We start from the raw sequence: 18,415 nt of genomic DNA, 5'->3' as shown, positions 1-18,415 counted from the left end.
AAACGGCACGCCAGTCGACAACCGTTCGCTATACTTCCTCTTCATACGGTTATCATATTGTTAAATGATAATGATATTTAATGTGTTAAGATGAAAGCCAGCAGAAACAGTCTCTTACGTGACGGGACGTGTATATTTTCTCGACAGTTAACTCAGCACCGGGGCAGTGAATGGAACACATTGTGTATGTGGTTGACGACGATGACGCGGTCAGGCAGTCCGTTCTCGGCCTGCTGGAATCAGCGGATTTAGACGCCATGGGGTTTTCATCCGCAGAGGCGTTTCTTCAGCACCGTTTTGAGGATCTGCCGTCGTGTGTGATCCTCGATATGCAAATGCCCGCCATTTCAGGTTTTGACGTAGCGGACGCCCTCAAGGACAGCGGGCGCGACATCCCGATTATTTTTCTCACCGGCCACGGCACTATCCCGATGTCGGTGCGCGCCATTAAAGGCGGCGCGTACGAATTTCTCACCAAGCCCGTTGAATCCACCGCGCTGATCGACGCCATTCAGTCTGCGCTCCAGCTGGCGGAAAACAACGCCGTGCGCAACAAAGAGCACTACGCCCTGAAGCAGCGCCACATGTCCCTTACGCCACGGGAACATGAGGTGTTAACACTGGCGATAAGCGGGATGCTGAACAAGCAAATTGCCGCCGAGCTTGGCGTCAGCGAGATCACGGTGAAAGTGCATCGCCGTCGCGTAATGGAAAAAATGCAGGTGCGCTCCGTGGCGGAGCTGGTCAGGGCCGTTGAGCGCCTGACCCACAGCCAGCCTTCGGATTAACTACTCCCCTGTCTGTCCGGCAAGCGGTAACACAAACGCAAACACCGTGCCGTGTGGCTCCCGGCGGCGCGCGCTCAGTTTTCCTCTGTGTCGTTCAATGATGCTGGCGCTGATGGTCAGCCCCATCCCCATTCCCTGCGCCTTGGTGGAATAGAACGAGTCAAAAATCTTCTCCAGCCGCTCGGGCTCAATGCCGCTGCCGGTATCGGCGATCTCGACGATAACGTTCCCGTCGGCGTTGACGGTGCTGAGGGTGATGATGCAGGGGCGATCGTTAACCTCCGCCATGGCCTCAACGGCGTTCATCACCAGATTCAGCAGCACCTGCTGGATCTGCACGCTGTCCCCGGTGATAAAGCTGTCACCGGCGTTTAACAGATAATCCACGCTGATGTGTCTCTGCTCCAGCTCGCTGCGGGAAAGGGTAATAATGTGGTGGATCAGATAGTGGAGATCGATACGCGCGAAAGTCGGATCCTGCTTGCGGGTCAGGGACTGAATGCTGCGGATGATCTCCCCCGCCCGGGCACCTTCCGCGGCGATCTCCTCCAGCCCTTCCCGCACTTTATCCAGCCGGGCGGGTTCACGGTTAAGCCAGCGCAGGCTTGCCCCGGCGTTAGAGACGATCGACATCAGCGGCTGGTTGATCTCGTGGGCGATGGAAGAGGTTAACTGACCGACCGTGGTGGCACGCGACACCCGCGCCAGTTCCGCCTGCGCCACCCGCATGGCATCCTCCGCGGCGCGCTGACTGGTGATATCGGTAATGATGCCGTAATACTCGTTCACCTCACTGCCCACGCCCACCGGATCGCCAATCCCGAGGATATAGCGCGTGGAACCGTCGGTACGCTTAATACGAAATTCCGCGCGCATAGAGAGCCCCTCGCGCACGCTCTGGGTGACGATGGCGCTGATGCGGGCGTAATCATCCTCATGGACGAAGGTCAAAAACTCCGCCATGGAGATCATCTTTTGCTGCTCGGGCAGGCCGAGAATACGGGCGTACTCTTCGGACATAAACATCAGATCCTGCTCAAGCTCCCAGCGCCAGCTACCGGTGTGGCTGATCTGCTCACCCAGCATCAGCGAGTTCTGGCTGGCGCGCAGCTCTTTTTCCACGCGTCGGCGCTGGATGTTCTCCGCCAGCAGTTCCGCGTACAGCCGCGCCGTCTCCAGAGAGACCGCAGCCTGCGCCCCCAGCAGGCTCACCACGCGAGAGTGCTCGGCGGTGAAGACCTCCGGCATCAGGCGGTTTTCCAGATAGAGCACCCCCACCAGCCGCGCCTGTTTGAACATCGGAACGCACATCACGGCCGCCCCCGAGGTCACCAGGTAGGGATCCTGGCTGAAGGGATGGAACTCCTCCGGTTTACCGGTGCGGATCTCCTGTCCGGTGCGGATCACCGCCGCCAGGACCGACAGCGGCATGTCGGTCGCTACCGGTACGTCCTTCAGGATCCGCACCCGCACGCCCTCGGTGCTGGTCCACGCGCTGGCTTCGATCTCCGGAATCAGGTTATCGCTCACGCGAAGCAGCAGGCCGCGCTGCGCCCCGGCACGTTCGAGCAGCAGCGTCATCAGGTTTTCGATAAGCCGCTCAAGGTTGATCTCTTCCGACAGGGCGCGTGAGGCTTTGATCACGCTCTGCAGATCGCGGATCACTTCATTCTGGGCAAACGCCACCGTGTCATAGGCGCTGGCCTGTCCGGAGGCCAGCAGATGTGGGAAATCCTGCTCCAGCTGGCGCACCTTAGCCTGTGCCCCGGCACGGCCCCAGGCGGCAATGGCGCCGCGAAAATGCGCATCTGACGCGGTCGGGTAACCGCAGGACAGCGCAAAGCGACCCGCCAGCTCGTGCGCCAGGGCGTTAATCGGATTAAAGCCGCCCTCGCGTGACAGCCGGACCGCTTTCTCATACTGCTCAAGCGCAATGCTGTTCATGCCGTCCAGACGCACGATTTCGGCGTAAATCAGCGCTTCTTTATCCGCAAACGTCCCCGGATTAATGCGCGCCCAGAGGGCAATTTTGTCGTAGTGAGCGTGAATACTGCGTCGATGATTCGCCGAGAACGTCTCAGGCGTTAGCTGGCGGGAAAGCGCCAGGGCGCTGTAGAGATGGTAATCCAGCAGATGGATATGGCCAGGCGCAGACCACGCGTACCAGCCCGCCATCTCAAGATCCGCCTGCGCATCGGCAAATTCGCCGCAGGTAAAGTGCGCCATACCGCGATAGAGCCAGTACCAGAACAGCATGGTCGACGTCTGTTCCGGAGCTTGCTCTGGCGAAGCAGGCAGCAGCGCCTCCGGCAGCACCTGCGAGGCGGTCCAGGTGCCGATCACCGGCGTGCGTAAAAACTCAACGTAGCCGCGCTGAACCATCAAAATGGTCTCAACGTCCTGGAAGTGGGTTTTCCGCACAAAGGCCAGGCCGCGATCGATGCTGGTCAGCACCCCGTCGAGATGATCGCCCCGAGAGAGGAAGTTAATGGCCTGGTGGCAGGCCGCGAAGCAGGCCATCGTCATATCACCGTGGGTCACCGCCGCGGTGAAGCAGGCTTTTGCGCACTCGATGGTGAACGACAGCGGCTGGGTCCAGACGCTGAGCTGATCGAGCGGCAGCAGGGTTTTCGCTTCATACGCATCATAGCCGTGGCGATTGACCAGCTCGCGGGCCAGCGTGCCGTACTGGAACCCGAGGCGATACTCGGCGTAGCGGTGGCCGATCAACACGCCAAACCAGGCCATCGCCGTGGTGGAGGCGCCGGTGATGCCGTGGTCGAGGGTCAGGTGCATCATGCGGCAGAGCAGCAAAAAGTGCAGACGCGGGCAAATGAAGCTGGCGCAAATGCTGGCGCTGTAGAGCAGGTTCATTACCGCTTCCGTTTCCGGATTTTCCATCCGCGAGAGCTGGGCATAGCGGCTTTGCGGCGCGTCGCCCGTGCGGTTACAGAAGTCTTTCCAGGCAGCATCGCAGTCGGCATCTTCCGGATGGCGGCCAATCTGAATACCAAAAATACCCAGCCAGCAGAGCGCCGCCTCCAGCGCCAGACGGCTATCCGACTGGCGAATATAGACTTCCACCAGCAGGTTGGCCGCCAGCGCTTTTTCGGTCAGCCCGCCGGGGCAGCCCAGGATCGCATCGCACAGCTCGCGGGTCCGCTCCAGATGGCCGAGCGCAAACTCGCAGCCCGCCTCTTCAATATCCAGCACAAAGTCTGACACCACCCCGGCATTGCCCAGCGCTCTCGCCGTCTGGATGTAGCTCAGTGCCGAAAGATAATCTCCCGTGCGTTTCGCCCGGCGCGCGGCCAGCAGGCTCAGCTCGCGGAACATCTGCCGCTGCGGAGCGGGCTGGATACTGTCCAGTGCGGCCGTAACATGGTGAACGGCGCGGAAAAGCAGTTCGTTTCCCGCAGCCTGCCGCGCGGCATCGGCCAGCAGGCTGGCGGTGGTCAGATGAAGGTGGCTTTTCTCATGCGGATCCAGCAGCGCGAAGGCGGCTTCCTGCACCCTGTCGTGGGTGAAGGCGTACTCTTTTTCCGTCAGCACGATGAGCTGCGCCATGACCGCCGGATGGAGCGCATAGCGCATTTCCGCCATCGACATGCCGACAACGCGGCATATCATCTCCATCTCGCCCTTGCCGCCGAGGCAGGCAAAACTCCCCAGCAGGCGACGCGTCTCGTCGGGCAACTCTTCGAGCTGCTCCAGCACCAGGGTGACGACGTTTTCGGTGTAATGCCGGGCGCGAATCGCCTGCAGATCGTACTGCCACTTATCCTGATATTTGTTATGCACCACCAGCCCGTCATCGACAATGCGGCGGAAAAACTCATGCACAAAGAGCGGGTTGCCCCCGGTTTTTTCATGGATCAGCGTGGCGAGGTCAGACGTCGCCGTGCTGCGGGTTCGAAACAGCGTCGCCAGCCAGCGCGCTACCGCTTTCACGGACAGCGCCTGAGGGACAATTTCGCTCGCGTTTAGCGCCGCTTCCGGAAGACTCGTCAGCAGCGCTTGTAAGGTGGCATCGGATAACGAATAGATATCCCGGTGAGCAACAACCACCAGCAGCGGGATTGCCCCGCTGTTCACCAGCAGGTATTTGAGCGTATGCAGGCTGGCGGCGTCGCTCCACTGAAGATCGTCAAGCACCAGCACCAGCGGGCAGCCCTGAGAGGCAAAGGTTTTGACCAGCGCCAGCACCATATGGCTGAAGCGCGCCCGGGCATCAATGGAAAACGTATCCGGCGAGAAGCGCGGTTTGCTCTCAAGTAGCAGTCCCAGTTCAGGCACAAGACTGACAGCGAGCGCCTCGTGGCCCTCCAGCGCGCGCGAGAGGCGGATTTTCCACTTCGCCACGTCGTCTGCGGGCAGCCCCAGCAGGTGCAACGTCAGGGTGCGAAACGCGGAACTTAGCACGCCGTAAGGCAGTGACGGCGAAAACTGGTCCACCTTGCCTACCGCCAGCAGCACCGTACGCTGCTGCAGCGTTTTAAGCGCCGTCGCGATGATCGAGGATTTCCCGATCCCTGACGGTCCGCCGATTGTCACCAGCTCTGGCACCCGGCTCTGCCCGACCCGCTCAAACGCGGCAATGACGTCATTCGCCTGCGGATGCGTCGCGAACAGGGAATCCGCCAGATGGATCGCCGGGGTGCGATCCTGCTGACCGGGAGTAAAGGGGGCGATCTCGCCCTCACCGGTCAACGTTGCCTGGCAGCGTCGCAGGTCGGCAATCAGCCCGTCCACCGTCTGATAGCGGTTATCAGGATGCTTTTCCAGCAGCTTGAGGAGGATGGTCGAGAGCATTCCCGGCACGTCCGGGCGAATCACGTCCGGGGCCAGCGGCTCCGAGGCAATATGGTAGTGCGCCCAGTTGGTCTGATCGTCCGCGCCCAGTTCAAACGGCAGGCGTCCGGTCAGAAGTTCATACAGCACCATGCCGAGGCTGTAGAGATCGCTGCGGCTGTCGACGGGGCGCTGGGTGCGGGTGGTATGTTCCGGCAACATCCAGGCGGGGGTACCGCCAGAAACGGTAAGACGGGTCTGCGAGAAGGCATCGGAAAAACGGCAGGAGAGGCCAAAGCTGCCCAGACGGCAGGTGGCATCGTGATAAACAAAAATACTGCCGGGTTTGATATCGCCATGGATCAGGTTTTGCAGATGCATCTGGCGCAGGGGGGCGCAGATCTGGATCGCCAGCTCGATAAAGCGCGCAATCCCGGAGATCGCCCTGCCCGCGCGTCGCGCCAGCAGCTCAAACGAAAACGGGGCGTAAACCAGCGCGAAACGCCCCCGGTACTGGGTAGAGGCGACGGCGCGAATGGCCCAGCTGTCCTGGAGCACGTCGCGCAGCGCAAACTCGTTTTTCAGCAGCCGGGTGGCCCGCTCTTCCTCTTCGTCGCTCACCGCGGTGGCAATGATGAAGGAGCCGCCAGAATGGGGATGACGTGCGTTCATCCAGGCGATGCCGCCCTCCTGCGCCAGCACGGTAAAAATCACATCCTCTTTAAGGACAAAAACCCGCCCCTGATGAAGATTTCCCTGGGCGGGCCAGAATGCAGGCTGCTCGTTTTCGTTCATCCGCGATCCTTATTGTCGGCGGGCCAGCTCCCGCTGAATATGATCCAGCAGAATATCGATGTTAATCGGCTTACGCAAAAATGCAGCGGCGCCCACACTGAGGGCGTACCGCTGCATATTTTCATCAGCATGACCGGAGATAAAGAGTACAGGGGGTGGCGGTACGGCCAGCAGCCGCAGCTTGTCGAACAGCTCAAGGCCGCTCATGCCTCGCAGCTTGATATCGGTGATCACCAGCGCCGCGCCGGACAGCGCGAGAGGATGGCTCAGAAACCCCTCAGCCGAATCAAACGTATCGGTCGAATACCCTTCCGACTCCAGGAGATTACTCAACCCGCTGCGGACGGAACGTTCGTCATCAATGATGGCAATGCGCCACGGCAGCGTCATGCGGTCTTTCCTCTCACAAATCATTAAACGTCGCGCGTGTCCTTCGCGGGCGCCGGGGGCGCCGTGCCGCTGATTTTCGGTACGCATTCGTGACGAAACCAGGCGAGGGTCAGCGGTTCGCGACTCATTAAGCGCCGTCCCACCGGGATGAGCTGTTCCCCCACCAGCATGCCAAACAGGCCAAGCAGGGCGACAACCGGCGGTGCCGGCGAATGGACGTCGAGCAGAGCGTAAATTACCCCAGCTACCACGCCGCACACCAGCGAAATAATCCATGCTTTCATGACGATGCTCCTGTCTGCGGTGCTGCCGGAACGGTGACCTGAGCAGGCGCACTGTCGCGGGATAACAGATGCCGCGTCGCCTGTTCACCCGCCAGCATCCCCAGCAGGCCAATCAACGCCAGCGCGGGCGGCGCGGGGGAGCGCACCTTCAGCACGGCATACATCAGGCCAATCAACACGCCTGCCGCAAGGGATATCAGCCCAGTACTCATTGTGAACTCCAGAGAAAAAAGCAGCGGCGAGCCGGATGAGGGACCAGCCCGCCGACAGGGCTTAGCGAGCCGGGACCGGCGCTAAGGTGCGGTGCTCGCTCTTCTGGCGAGACGGCGCTTTATGCACCATGGTGTAGGCGTAATCGACGCCCATGCCGTACGCGCCGGAGTGCTCGCGCACGATATCCATTACCGCGGTGTAGGTCTCTTTACGCGCCCAGTCGCGCTGCCACTCCAGCATGACCTGCTGCCAGGTCACCGGGATCACGCCCGCCTGGATCATGCGCTGCATCGCGAAGTCGTGGGCTTCTTTTGACGTGCCGCCGGAGGCATCCGCCACCATGTAAATTTCATAATCGCCTTCCAGCATCGCGCACAGGGCAAAGCTGTTGTTGCACACTTCGGTCCACAGACCTGCTACCACGACTTTCTTCTTGCCGTTGGCCTTCAGCGCGTCACGCACTTTCTGGTCGTCCCAGGAGTTCATGGAGGTACGCTCCAGAATGTCCTGGCCCGGGAAAACGTCCAGCAGTTCCGGATAGGTGTTACCGGAGAAGCTTTCGGTCTCTACGGTGGTGATGATGGTCGGGATATTGAAGACTTTCGCCGCTTTCGCCAGCGCCACGGTGTTATTTTTCAGCACCTGGCGGTCAATAGACTGCACGCCAAACGCCATCTGAGGCTGGTGATCGATAAAGATAATCTGGCAGTTCGCAGGGGTTAACACTTCGAGCTTTGAAGAGGTCATAGCATTTTCCAGTGGTTAAGGGGAGAAATCGCCGCGATCGCCACGGCGATAAAGTCACCCTCATCCTGCGGTTTATCGCCCCTGGGCGTAATTATCTCTTCGTATAGTTAACCTTAGGTATAGTTATACTTTGGTATACCTATCCTATTGTATAACTGGATCTTTGCCGAAACCGGTTCCCATAATCCTGACCATTCCCCTCTCAGTCAGGAGCAGTTATGGTTACCCTCGGTAAAGCCGATCTCATTCTGGTTAATGGCCAGTTTCATACCGTCGATCGCGAGAACCCCATCGCGGAAGCCGTTGCCGTGCGCGATGGAAAATTTCTGGAAGTGGGTACCGTCGCTGAGGTGATGCAACATCACTGCGACGGTACGAAAGTGGTCGATTTGAAAGGCCACACCGCCATCCCCGGGCTGAACGATTCGCACCTGCACCTCATTCGCGGCGGGCTGAACTACAACCTCGAGCTGCGCTGGGAAGGCGTGCCGTCGCTGGCCGATGCCCTGCGGATGCTGAAAGAGCAGGCTCTGCGTACGCCGTCGCCGCAGTGGGTACGCGTGGTGGGCGGCTGGACCGAGTTCCAGTTTGCCGAACGCCGCATGCCGACGCTGGACGAGATCAACGCCGCCGCCCCGGACACCCCGGTTTTCATCCTGCACCTCTACGACCGCGCCCTGCTCAACCGCGCCGCGCTGAAGGTGGTCGGCTATACCAAAGACACGCCGAACCCGCCGGGCGGCGAGATCCAGCGTGACGCCAACGGCAACCCAACCGGGATGCTGATTGCGCGCCCGAACGCCATGATCCTCTACGCCACGCTGGCCAAAGGACCGAAGCTGCCGCTGGAGCAGCAGGTTAACTCCACCCGTCAGTTCATGCGCGAGCTGAACCGTCTGGGGCTGACCAGCGCCATCGACGCGGGCGGCGGCTTCCAGAACTACCCGGAAGATTACGAGGTGATTGCCGAGCTGCACGAGAAAAAGCAGATGACCATCCGCATCGCCTACAACCTGTTTACCCAGCGTCCGGGCCACGAGCTGGAGGACTTTGAGAAATGGACTGACATGCTCACGCCGGGCCAGGGCAGCGACTTCTTCCGCCATAACGGCGCGGGCGAGATGCTGGTCTTCTCCGCCGCCGATTTTGAAGATTTCCTCGAACCCCGCCCGGATCTCGCGCCGGGCATGGAGGACGAGCTGGAGCGCGTGGTGCGCCATCTGGTGGAGCACCGCTGGCCGTTCCGCCTGCACGCCACCTACAACGAGTCCATCAGCCGCATGCTGGACGTCTTCGAGAAGGTGAACCGCGACATTCCGTTCAACGGCCTGCACTGGTTCTTTGACCACGCGGAAACCGTCACCCAGGCCAACATCGACCGCATCAAAGCGCTCGGCGGCGGCATTGCCGTCCAGCACCGTATGGCCTTCCAGGGCGAGTACTTTGCCGAACGTTACGGTATCGAAGCCACCCGCCATACACCGCCGGTGGCGAAAATGCTGGAGACCGGCGTACCGGTGGGCTTAGGCACCGACGCCACCCGCGTGGCGAGCTACAACCCGTGGACCGCGCTCTACTGGCTGGTCTCCGGCCGCACCGTCGGCGGGATGCAGATGTACGACCACAGCGCCCGTCTGGATCGCGATACCGCCCTGATGCTCTGGACCCAGGGCAGCGCGTGGTTCTCCAGCGAGCAGAATCAGAAGGGGCAGATCAAGGTCGGCCAGCTCGCCGACCTGGCCGTGCTCAGCAAAGACTACTTCCGCGTGCCGGAAGAGGAGATCAAGGGCATCGAGTCCGTCCTGACGGTGGTCAACGGCGATATCGTCTACGCGGCAGGCACCTTTGGCCCGCTCGCGCCGCCCGCCATTCCGGTTCTGCCCGACTGGTCCCCGGTCGTGAAAGTACCGGGCCACTACCGCAGCGCGCCGCCGCAGGCCGCACGCGTGGGCATGAGCGCCGTTCACCACTGCAGCGGCCCGTGCGGGGTTCACAGCCACCAGCATGATTTTGCCCGCACGTCAGAAATGCCGGTGTCCGACGATAACGCTTTCTGGGGGGCGCTGGGCTGCAGCTGCTTTGCATTCTGATGAAAAACACGCTTGCTCCGCCCCGGGTTGACCTGGGGCTGTTCTTCCTGCGCCTGACCGGCAGCCTGCTGCTGCTGTACGTGCACGGCCTGCCAAAGGTACTGCACTTCAGTGAAGAGCTGACGCGTATTGAAGATCCGTTCGGCTTCGGGCCCTATGCCAGCCTGATCCCGGCCATCGTCGCCGAGGTAATTTGCCCGCTGTTTATCATTGCGGGCGTGTATACCCGCCTGGCGTGCCTGCCGATTATCGCCGTGCTGCTGGTGGCGATGCTGGCGGTGCACCCGAACTGGTCGATTGCCGAAGGACAGTTTGGCTGGCTGTTGCTGATTATCTTTACCACCCTTGCCCTCACCGGCCCGGGCCAGTGGCGATTGCAGCGTAAGGCAGCGGAGAGGTTCGCATGACCCAGGTTAACGACGTTCGCGACGCACACGTCGAGACGACGCACACATCAACGGTTTCGCCCTGGCAGCCGCTAAGCCAGCCGGTGTTCAGGATGCTGTGGATCGCCACGGTGGTCTCTAACGTCGGCTCATGGATGAGCGACGTCGGCATCAACTGGAGCATGCTGACCCTGAGCGCCGATCCGCTGGACATCGCGCTGGTGCAGGCGGCCAGCAGCCTGCCGATGTTCCTCTTCGCCCTGCCGTCCGGGGTGATGGCGGATATCGTCGATCGGCGTAAATACCTGCTCTTCTCCCAGCTGTGGGTGTTTATCGCCGCCGCCGGGCTGACGGTGCTCTCCTTCACCGGACACGTCACCCCCGCCGTTCTGCTGGTGGCGACGTTTCTGCTGAGCGTCGGCGCGGCGATGAGCTCGCCGCCGTTTCAGGCCGTGGTGCCGGACCTGGTGAGCAAGCCCGAGCTGGGTGCCGCCGTGGCGCTGAACTCGCTCGGGGTAAACATCAGCCGGGCGATTGGCCCCGCGCTGGGTGGTTTTCTGCTGTCGCTCGCCGGGCCGTGGATGGTGTTTGCCCTGAACGCGCTGTCCGTGGTCGGCGTGGCGTGGGTACTGTGGCGCTGGCGTCAGGCCCCGACCGTGCAGCGTCTGCCGCCGGAGCATTTCTTCTCGGCGGTGCGATCCGGCATTCGCTACGTGCACGCCGCGCCGGTGCTGCGCAACGTGCTGGTGCGCACCGTGGCCTTCTTCGTTTTCGGCAGCGCGGGCTGGGCGTTACTGCCGCTGGTGGCGCGCCGCGAGCTGGGCTTAGGCCCGGCGGGCTACGGCGTAATGCTGGCGTGCATTGGCCTGGGGGCGATTGCCGGCGCGATTCTGCTGCCGCGCCTGCGCCAGCGGCTGAATGCCGACCGCCTGATGGTGGCTGCCAGCCTGACCTTTGCCCTTACCATGCTGGCGCTGGCGTTTGTGCGCCACGTCTGGCTGCTTAACCTGTTTGAGTTTTTCACCGGCTTCGCGTGGATTGCGGTGCTCTCCACCCTCAATCTCGGCGCGCAGCGCAGCGCCGCCCGCTGGGTGAAGGCCCGCGCGCTGGCGGTGTATCTGACGGTGTTCTTCGGCTCGATGACCGCAGGCAGCGCCCTCTGGGGGCAGATCGCCTCCCGGTTCGGTACCCCAACCTCGCTGGTTGTCGCCACGCTGGGGATGGTGCTGGCGAGCGCGACGGTGTTCCGCTGGAAGCTGGAGAAAGATCCGGACCTGAACCTCGACCTGAGCGGTCAGCCGCTGGACGGCGTGGAGATTGACCTGCCAAACGAACGCGGCCCGGTGCTGGTCTCGCACGAGTACCTCATCGACCCGCAACACGCCAAAGCCTTCCTGGAGGCGGTCCACGAGCTGCGCCGGGTGCGCCGCCGCGCCGGGGCGATGAGCTGGGCGGTATATGAAGATATCGAGCGCCCCGGTCTGTTTATCGAGACCTTCCTGATGGGCTCGTGGATTGAGCATCTGCGCCAGCAGGAGCGCCACACCATGAATGACCTCCTGCTGCAGAGCCGCGTTCTGGCTTTTCATCAGGGCACAACCTCACCGGCTATTCGCTACCTGGTCGCGCCGGTATAACCATAACCATCACCTGTACAGGAACACACTATGGCAACGTTTAAGGCAAAAGACGGCACGCAGATTTACTACAAAGACTGTGGCGCGGGTAAACCGGTACTCTTCAGCCACGGCTGGCCGCTGGACGGCGACATGTGGGACAGCCAGCTGAACTACCTGGCCGAGCGCGGCTTCCGTGCCATCGCCTTTGACCGTCGCGGGTTTGGCCGCTCGGATCAGCCGTGGAACGGTTACGACTACGACACCTTTGCGTCCGACATCAATGACCTGATCACCACCCTGGATCTGCGCGACGTGACGCTGGTGGGCTTCTCCATGGGCGGCGGCGACGTGACCCGTTACATCAATAACTACGGCAGCTCACGCGTCGCCGGTCTGGCGCTGCTGGGCGCGGTCACGCCGATCTTCGGTAAATCCGACTCCTTCCCGCAGGGTGTGGATCAAAGCGTATTCGACGGCATTCGCGACGGACTGCGTAAAGATCGCGCCCAGTTCATCAGCGACTTCGCCACCCCGTTCTACGGTACCAACGCCGGACAAACCGTTTCTGCCGGTGCCCTGACCCAGACGCTGAACATTGCCCTGCTGGCGTCGCTGAAAGGCACCATCGACTGCGTGACCGCGTTCGGCGAAACCGACTTCCGCCCGGATATGGCGAAAATCGACGTGCCGACGCTGGTGATTCACGGCAGCAACGACCAGATCGTGCCGTTTGAAAGCACCGGCAAGCTGGCGGCGGAGATGATCAAAAACGCCACGCTGAAGGTGTACGACAACGCGCCGCACGGCTTTGCGCTGACCCACCAGGACCAGCTCAACGAAGATCTGCTGGCGTTTGTGAAGTCGCTGTAATTTTCTGTAGGCCGGGTAAGGCGCAGCCGCCACCCGGCGCTTTCGCAGACGCGTTCCGCTCTGCCAGCAGCCGACAAATCTCCGCATGCTTCTCCTCGGTAAAGGTAAAGCGCGACATAAAGCCCATTCGGATCGCTGACCCCATCGCCGGCAGCAGGCAAATCCCGAAGAACAGCCCCGACAGCACGCTCTCGCTCTGGATTTGCGCCTGCGGCACGTAGCCTATCATCGTCAGAAACACGCCGATTAACCCGCCGCCCACCGCCACCGACATCTTGCCGGTAAAGGTCTGCCCGGAGAAAGTAATCGCCGCGCAGCGCTTGTGGGTGTGATACTCCGCGTACTCGATGGTGTCGGCAATCATCGACGAGGTGAGGATGTTGGTCATCATCACAAACAGGGTGCTCAGGCCGAGCAGGATAAACAGCATCGTCACCTGCTGATACCCGACAAACCACATCACCACGCGCACCGCCACGTCCAGCCCGCAGAGGATCATAAACAGCTTCCGCTTCTGCATCCGGCGCGTCAGCATCGGGGCGACCAGGCACAGCACTGCCGCGACAATCCCCATCACGCCAATCGCCATCTGCAGGCTGCCGTCACCCAGGTTGTTGATAAAGAAGTAGATATACAGCCCGCCCGCCACGTTATGGAACACGCAGAAGAAGAACGACAGCAGGACGATAAACAGCGGCTTGTTCTGACGCAGGTTGTGGAAGGTATCGCGGATGGTCACCTTTTCCGGGCTCGGCGGCACGCGCTCTTTGATCTGCATAAAGCCGTTAAGCATCAGCGGCAGCCCCACCAGCATCATCACCAGCGCCGCCATAAAGTAACCTTTGTCGTTACTGTACTGGGCGAAAAACGCCGCCAGCTTCGGGAAGAAGATATTGGCGCAGGCAATCCCGGCGTTCACCCCGAGCATCGCCGCCGTCACCGCGCGGGTGCGCTGGGCGGAGTCGTTGGTCATTACCGACGACATCGACCAGAACGGAATATCGGAGATGGCATACAGCGTCCCCCACAGGATGTAGGTCACCCCGGCGTAGAGGATTTTGGTGGTCATGTCCGCTTCAATTTTATAGAACGACAGCAGCGTGACGCCGGTGATCAACAAAGGGGCGATCAGCAAAAAGTGGCGAAACTTGCCGAACCGGCTGTTAATGGTGTCCATAATGCTGGCAAACAGCGGATCGTGAACCGCGTCCCACGCGCGGGCAATCAGGAAAATGGTGCTCGCCGCCAGCGCCGAAATGCCCAGCACGTCGGTGTAAAAATAGTTAATAAACGAACCTACTAAACCAAAGCTAAAACACTGACCTAATCCATAACCAAAATAAGACCACAACTCGCGAGACGGTATTTTCATTGTCATTGCCATTGTTATATGCCTGCCTGGTTGCCCGGCGGTGGACCGCCGGGTCGATATTATTAGTCCTGCGCCTGCGCGGCGATCTTACGCAGATGCTGCATCAGGGCGATTTCACGGCGTGAGAACGGGATCCCGTTCTCCTCAAACACGTCGTGGAACCAGAGTCGGCAGTAGTCCGTGGACTCCTTCATCACCACCGGCCACGGCAGCCACGTCTGGGTTTTGCCGCGCACCAGCCCCCACTGGTAGGGAGCGACCTTCGCCGCATACATCAGCGGGAGCTGCTCTTCGATGGTGCTGCCCACGTGGCGCGCCAGCCATTCGGTGCAGAACAGCGGACGACCGAGCGTTTGCAACTGCTGGATAATCGCCGTCATGCGCCCGGTATGGGTGTAGGCGTGGAAGCTCACCACGTCCGAGAGCGCCAGCGCGGTCTGGTCCAGCGGATGCTGGAAGAACGTTTCGCCCTCCTCTTCCGGCGGCAGACGCCAGGCGCAGACGGTGAGCGGCTGGGTCGGGTTCTCCTCACGCACCCACCGGAACGCCAGCTTCATCAGTTCATGGGCGCAGGTCTCCAGCTTCGCGTCGTACTGCACCTCCTGCGTGCCCGTCGCGAAAATGCCGCGGTTACCCGGCTCGTTATAGAGATCCCACAGCAGCACGCGCTTATCCTCGCGGAACTGGCGGACAACGTCGCGGATATAGCGCTCAATCTGCGGCCAGCAGTCGGGATCGCACACCTTATCCCGACCCGGGCTCGCCGCCGCCTGGCTGTTGTGCTTGCCCGGTACGGGCGGCTTTTGCGGGCCGAGGTACGGCTCGTCGCCGGAGAAGCCACAGTCGTCCATCAGGGTCAGCATGGTGCTGAACCCGCGGCCGTCGGCTATGGTCAAAAACCGGTCGATGCGCGCCATTAGCCCGTCGCGGTCATGCTCCCAGACGATAAACGGCAGGTTGATGCGCAGGGTGTTGTAGCCCGCCTCCGCCGCCCAGCCCAGTTCGCGGTCGATGGTCTCGGCATCGAAGGTCTCTTCCTGCCAGATATCGGTCCAGTTCACCGCCGTCGACGGCAAATAGTTAAACCCGCACAGCCAGCCTTTTTGCTCATACCACGCCTGTGCCTGCTCCCTGCTCCACTGCTCTTTCATTACGCGTCCTCTTACTGATAATATTTAGCTAATAAATATTAGTTGCGGGATAAATGCGCAAATCACGGCACGCCGAAAAGCGACGGCCTTCACAAAGTTCGCGCTTCGATGAATGAGAAACGTGATCGACGGCGCGTAAGCGCGCGGTTAGGGTATGATGCGAATTCGCGAAAGGGAGAGGACGGATGAAGCGAAAACCGAAAGTGACGATGAACGATATTGCGCGGGCGGCAGGGGTGTCGCAGGCGACGGTATCGCTGGTGCTTAACCAGTCCCGCAACATCAAGCTCAGCGACGACACCCGCCAGCGGGTGATAAACGTCGCCACCGAGCTCGGCTACGACCGCCTCCCCGCCGTTCACGCCCCGCGCAACCAGGAAGAGATCGCCCTGCTGGTCAGCTCCATGCAGAGCTTCGACCCGTTTATTGACGCCATCAGCCAGGCGCGGGAAGCCGCGTGGCGCAACGAGACCCTGCTCACCGTCTACGACTACGGCGACGACATCGAGCTGGCGCTGAACATCATCCGCCAGCTGGAGAAGCGCAACTGCATCGGGATTATTCTCGCATCTCCGGTCACCACGCTGGTGGACATGACGGCTTTCCAGGACTGCACCCGCATCCCGCTGGTGCTGCTCAACCAGCGCGACCCCGGCTCGCCGCTGCTGCCGTCATTTATTCCGGATGACTACGCCAATGCTTTTCAGGTCACTAAACACCTGATTGCCTGCGGGGCGACGCGCATCGCCCACATTACCGGGGAGAGCTGGATGGAGGCCTCCCGCCAGCGTCTGGCGGGCTACCAGGCGGCGCTGGAACAGGCCGGACTCGCGTGTGACGAGGGCCTGGTGCGCCAGACCAACTGGCAGTTCAGCGAGTCCTTTACCGCCACCACGTCCCTGCTGGAACTGGCCGAGCGCCCGGACGCCATCTTCTGCGCCAGCGACTGGCTGGCGATTGGCTGCTATCAGGCGCTGGCGGTGAACGACGTGCGCATCCCGCAGGACATGCTGCTGGCGGGCTACGACGACCAGAAGATCTCCGAGCAGCTCACTCCGCCGCTGACCAGTATCCAGCTGCCCTACAGCGAGCTGGGACGGCTGGCGGTGGAGTACCTGTGCAATCAGGAAGATGCCGCCACGCACGTGACGCTGGCGGGCAGGCTGAAGGTGCGCGCCTCAAGCCTCGTCTGAGGTAAACACCATGCCCGCATAGGGCTTCTCGCGACACGCCGCCAGCCGCGCGGCGAGGCTGCCCACGTGCAGTTCCAGCTTGTGTCCGTCCGGGTCGAGAAAATAGTGACCTGCTCCCCGTTGATTAGTACACCCCGATGTTAGTAATGTCTTCATAAGCCACATGAGGACATCCCCATGAAGAAGCGTTTTTCCGACGAACAGATCATCAGTATTCTCCGCGAAGCCGAAGCTGGGGTACCCGCCCGTGAACTCTGCCGCAAGCATGCCATTTCCGATGCCACGTTTTACACCTGGCGTAAGAAGTATGGCGGTATGGAGGTGCCTGAAGTTAAGCGCCTGAAGTCGCTTGAGGAAGAGAACGCCAGACTCAAGAAGCTGCTTGCCGAAGCCATGCTGGATAAAGAGGCGCTTCAGGTGGCTCTTGGGCGAAAGTACTGACGACAGACCAGAAGCGGGAAGCCGTGATGTTGATGTGTGATGCGACCGGTCTGTCGCAACGTCGTGCCTGCAGGCTTACAGGTTTATCTGAAGTGAAGTGGTCAACAAAAACTGGCCACCGAGTTAGAGTTTTTCCAGTATCGATTTTCCGATTCGTTTGGGGGTAACCCACCGTTATATTCGTGCGGTCTTAGTGCGCTGTAATATCCAACGATATAATCCGTTATGGCGTGAGCTGCCTCGCTGAAGCTTACGTAACCCACCACCGGTATCCATTCGTTCTTCAGACTTCTGAAGAAGCGTTCCATTGGGCTGTTATCCCAGCAATTTCCGCGCCGGCTCATACTCTGCCTGATCTGGTATCGCCACAATAACTGCCGGAACTGCCTGCTCGTATAATGACTGCCCTGATCGCTGTGGAACATCACCCCGCCGGGCTTACCACGGGTTTCCCATGCCATTTCCAGCGCTTTCATGGTGAGCCTGCTGTCCGGCGAGAACGACATGGCCCAGCCCACTGGTTTTCTTGCGAACAGGTCGAGAACAACGGCGAGGTACGCCCAGCGCTTACCCGTCCAGATATAGGTCACATCACCGCACCACACCTGATTTGGCTCGGTCACGGCGAACTGCCGTTCAAGGTAGTTAGGGATAGCAACATGTTCATGACCACCACGTTTATACCGGTGAGTCGGCTGCTGACAGCTGACCAGCCCCAGCTCTTTCATGAGCCTGCCAGCAAGCCAGCGTCCCATCTGGTAGCCTCTCCGGGTTGCCATTGTGGCGATGCTTCTTGCTCCGGCCGAACCGTGGCTGATGCCATGTAGCTCAAGTACCTGACTGCGTAATACAGCCCGTCTGCCGTCTGGTTTTTCAGGACGGTTTTTCCAGTATCTGTAGCTGCTGCGATGAACCCCGAACACATGGCAGAGTGTGACCACAGGATAATGCGCTCTGAGTTTCCCGATTATCGAGAACTGTTCAGGGAGTCTGACATCAAGAGCGCGGTAGCCTTTTTTAATATTTCATTCTCCATTTCAATGCGTTGTAGCTTTTTCCTCAGCTCACGTATTTCGATTTGTTCTGGTGTTATCGGAGAGGCTTTTGGTGTTTTGCCCTGACGCTCATCACGCAGTTGTTTGACCCATCTTGTCATTGTGGAAAGGCCAACATCCATAGCTTTGGCGGCATCTGCCACCGTGTAGTTCTGGTCAACAACCAGTTGAGCGGATTCGCGTTTAAACTCTGCGCTGAAATTTCTTTTTTTCATTGGAGCACCTGTGTT

Annotated in this window: 14 protein-coding genes and 2 pseudogenes; 7 read left to right on the top strand and 9 right to left on the bottom strand. The window is 60.5% G+C overall.

The window, feature by feature from the left end; all coding sequences use genetic code 11:
• The first annotated feature begins 170 nt into the window (after positions 1-170).
• A complete protein-coding gene (locus tag L3068_RS02565) occupies positions 171-788 on the top strand; it encodes a response regulator transcription factor (protein WP_023338979.1) in 618 nt (205 codons plus the stop codon).
• Here L3068_RS02565 and L3068_RS02560 read toward each other — a convergent pair whose 3' ends face one another.
• From L3068_RS02560 to L3068_RS02540, 5 genes are all read right to left on the bottom strand, one after another.
• The gene (locus L3068_RS02560; RefSeq protein ID WP_117580840.1) at positions 789-6,374 is read right to left on the bottom strand and encodes a trifunctional serine/threonine-protein kinase/ATP-binding protein/sensor histidine kinase; all 5,586 of its coding nucleotides are present in this window, start codon (positions 6,372-6,374) and stop codon (positions 789-791) included.
• Positions 6,375-6,383: 9 nt separating this feature from the next.
• Positions 6,384-6,764, bottom strand: a complete 381-nt coding sequence (locus L3068_RS02555; RefSeq protein ID WP_117580838.1) for a response regulator transcription factor — start codon at positions 6,762-6,764, stop codon at positions 6,384-6,386.
• A 23-nt stretch (positions 6,765-6,787) separates the two neighbouring features.
• Positions 6,788-7,048 carry a XapX domain-containing protein gene (locus L3068_RS02550; protein WP_014882383.1) on the bottom strand — a complete coding sequence of 87 codons (261 nt, stop codon included), beginning with the start codon at positions 7,046-7,048 and terminating at the stop codon, positions 6,788-6,790.
• Positions 7,045-7,260 carry a DUF1427 family protein gene (locus L3068_RS02545; protein ID WP_014882382.1) on the bottom strand — a complete coding sequence of 72 codons (216 nt, stop codon included), beginning with the start codon at positions 7,258-7,260 and terminating at the stop codon, positions 7,045-7,047. The genes L3068_RS02550 and L3068_RS02545 overlap by 4 nt, the downstream gene beginning before the upstream one ends.
• A gap of 61 nt (positions 7,261-7,321) precedes the next feature.
• A complete protein-coding gene (locus tag L3068_RS02540; protein WP_023331928.1) occupies positions 7,322-8,008 on the bottom strand; it encodes a hydrolase in 687 nt (228 codons plus the stop codon).
• 218 nt (positions 8,009-8,226) lie between these two features.
• On the opposite strand from L3068_RS02540, the gene L3068_RS02535 reads away from it, so the two are divergent.
• Genes L3068_RS02535 through L3068_RS02520 form a run of 4 tightly spaced genes read left to right on the top strand, consistent with a single transcriptional unit; the run spans position 8,227 to position 12,973 of the window.
• Positions 8,227-10,098, top strand: a complete 1,872-nt coding sequence (locus L3068_RS02535) for an amidohydrolase (RefSeq protein ID WP_023331927.1) — start codon at positions 8,227-8,229, stop codon at positions 10,096-10,098.
• Positions 10,098-10,505, top strand: a complete 408-nt coding sequence (locus L3068_RS02530; protein ID WP_014882379.1) for a DoxX family protein — start codon at positions 10,098-10,100, stop codon at positions 10,503-10,505. The genes L3068_RS02535 and L3068_RS02530 overlap by 1 nt, the downstream gene beginning before the upstream one ends.
• Positions 10,502-12,121, top strand: coding sequence for an MFS transporter (locus tag L3068_RS02525; RefSeq protein WP_023331926.1), 1,620 nt, complete (start codon positions 10,502-10,504; stop codon positions 12,119-12,121). The genes L3068_RS02530 and L3068_RS02525 overlap by 4 nt, the downstream gene beginning before the upstream one ends.
• Positions 12,122-12,151: 30 nt before the next feature.
• Entirely contained in the window at positions 12,152-12,973 is an 822-nt protein-coding gene (locus L3068_RS02520; RefSeq protein WP_014882377.1) for an alpha/beta fold hydrolase, read from the top strand.
• Here the strand turns inward: L3068_RS02520 and L3068_RS02515 are convergent.
• Positions 12,936-14,357 carry an MFS transporter gene (locus L3068_RS02515; protein WP_014882376.1) on the bottom strand — a complete coding sequence of 474 codons (1,422 nt, stop codon included), beginning with the start codon at positions 14,355-14,357 and terminating at the stop codon, positions 12,936-12,938. The genes L3068_RS02520 and L3068_RS02515 overlap by 38 nt on opposite strands.
• A gap of 50 nt (positions 14,358-14,407) precedes the next feature.
• The gene (locus tag L3068_RS02510) at positions 14,408-15,496 is read right to left on the bottom strand and encodes a cellulase family glycosylhydrolase (protein ID WP_214602769.1); all 1,089 of its coding nucleotides are present in this window, start codon (positions 15,494-15,496) and stop codon (positions 14,408-14,410) included.
• Between the two features lie 185 nt (positions 15,497-15,681).
• On the opposite strand from L3068_RS02510, the gene L3068_RS02505 reads away from it, so the two are divergent.
• Positions 15,682-16,689, top strand: coding sequence for a LacI family DNA-binding transcriptional regulator (locus tag L3068_RS02505; RefSeq protein WP_214602770.1), 1,008 nt, complete (start codon positions 15,682-15,684; stop codon positions 16,687-16,689).
• On the opposite strand, the pseudogene L3068_RS02500 reads toward L3068_RS02505, so the two are convergent.
• Positions 16,675-16,806, bottom strand: a pseudogene (locus tag L3068_RS02500) (hypothetical protein); the annotation flags it as partial. The gene L3068_RS02505 and the pseudogene L3068_RS02500 overlap by 15 nt on opposite strands.
• Positions 16,807-16,866: 60 nt before the next feature.
• On the opposite strand from L3068_RS02500, the pseudogene L3068_RS02495 reads away from it, so the two are divergent.
• A pseudogene (locus L3068_RS02495) lies at positions 16,867-17,219 on the top strand (transposase); the annotation flags it as partial.
• Between the two features lie 12 nt (positions 17,220-17,231).
• Here the strand turns inward: L3068_RS02495 and L3068_RS02490 are convergent.
• Positions 17,232-18,400 (bottom strand): IS3-like element IS911 family transposase gene (locus L3068_RS02490; protein WP_094461488.1). Its coding sequence is split into 2 segments (ribosomal slippage): positions 17,232-18,151 and positions 18,151-18,400, totalling 1,170 coding nucleotides; the frame shifts between segments, so codons are not numbered across the junction.
• Between the last annotated feature and the right edge of the window lie 15 nt (positions 18,401-18,415).

The organism is Enterobacter cloacae complex sp. ECL414, from assembly GCF_021869685.1.
GTDB classification, from domain to species: domain Bacteria; phylum Pseudomonadota; class Gammaproteobacteria; order Enterobacterales; family Enterobacteriaceae; genus Enterobacter; species Enterobacter kobei.
Note: the sequence above shows the minus strand (reverse complement) of the source record. Positions and strands in the feature narration are given on the sequence as shown.

Coding starts and splice junctions, on each gene's coding strand:
- L3068_RS02565 (WP_023338979.1), top strand. CDS start 171: ATGGAACACATTGTGTATGTGGTTGACGACGATGACGCGGTCAGGCAG.
- L3068_RS02560 (WP_117580840.1), bottom strand. CDS start 6,374: ATGAACGAAAACGAGCAGCCTGCATTCTGGCCCGCCCAGGGAAATCTT.
- L3068_RS02555 (WP_117580838.1), bottom strand. CDS start 6,764: ATGACGCTGCCGTGGCGCATTGCCATCATTGATGACGAACGTTCCGTC.
- L3068_RS02550 (WP_014882383.1), bottom strand. CDS start 7,048: ATGAAAGCATGGATTATTTCGCTGGTGTGCGGCGTGGTAGCTGGGGTA.
- L3068_RS02545 (WP_014882382.1), bottom strand. CDS start 7,260: ATGAGTACTGGGCTGATATCCCTTGCGGCAGGCGTGTTGATTGGCCTG.
- L3068_RS02540 (WP_023331928.1), bottom strand. CDS start 8,008: ATGACCTCTTCAAAGCTCGAAGTGTTAACCCCTGCGAACTGCCAGATT.
- L3068_RS02535 (WP_023331927.1), top strand. CDS start 8,227: ATGGTTACCCTCGGTAAAGCCGATCTCATTCTGGTTAATGGCCAGTTT.
- L3068_RS02530 (WP_014882379.1), top strand. CDS start 10,098: ATGAAAAACACGCTTGCTCCGCCCCGGGTTGACCTGGGGCTGTTCTTC.
- L3068_RS02525 (WP_023331926.1), top strand. CDS start 10,502: ATGACCCAGGTTAACGACGTTCGCGACGCACACGTCGAGACGACGCAC.
- L3068_RS02520 (WP_014882377.1), top strand. CDS start 12,152: ATGGCAACGTTTAAGGCAAAAGACGGCACGCAGATTTACTACAAAGAC.
- L3068_RS02515 (WP_014882376.1), bottom strand. CDS start 14,357: ATGGCAATGACAATGAAAATACCGTCTCGCGAGTTGTGGTCTTATTTT.
- L3068_RS02510 (WP_214602769.1), bottom strand. CDS start 15,496: ATGAAAGAGCAGTGGAGCAGGGAGCAGGCACAGGCGTGGTATGAGCAA.
- L3068_RS02505 (WP_214602770.1), top strand. CDS start 15,682: ATGAAGCGAAAACCGAAAGTGACGATGAACGATATTGCGCGGGCGGCA.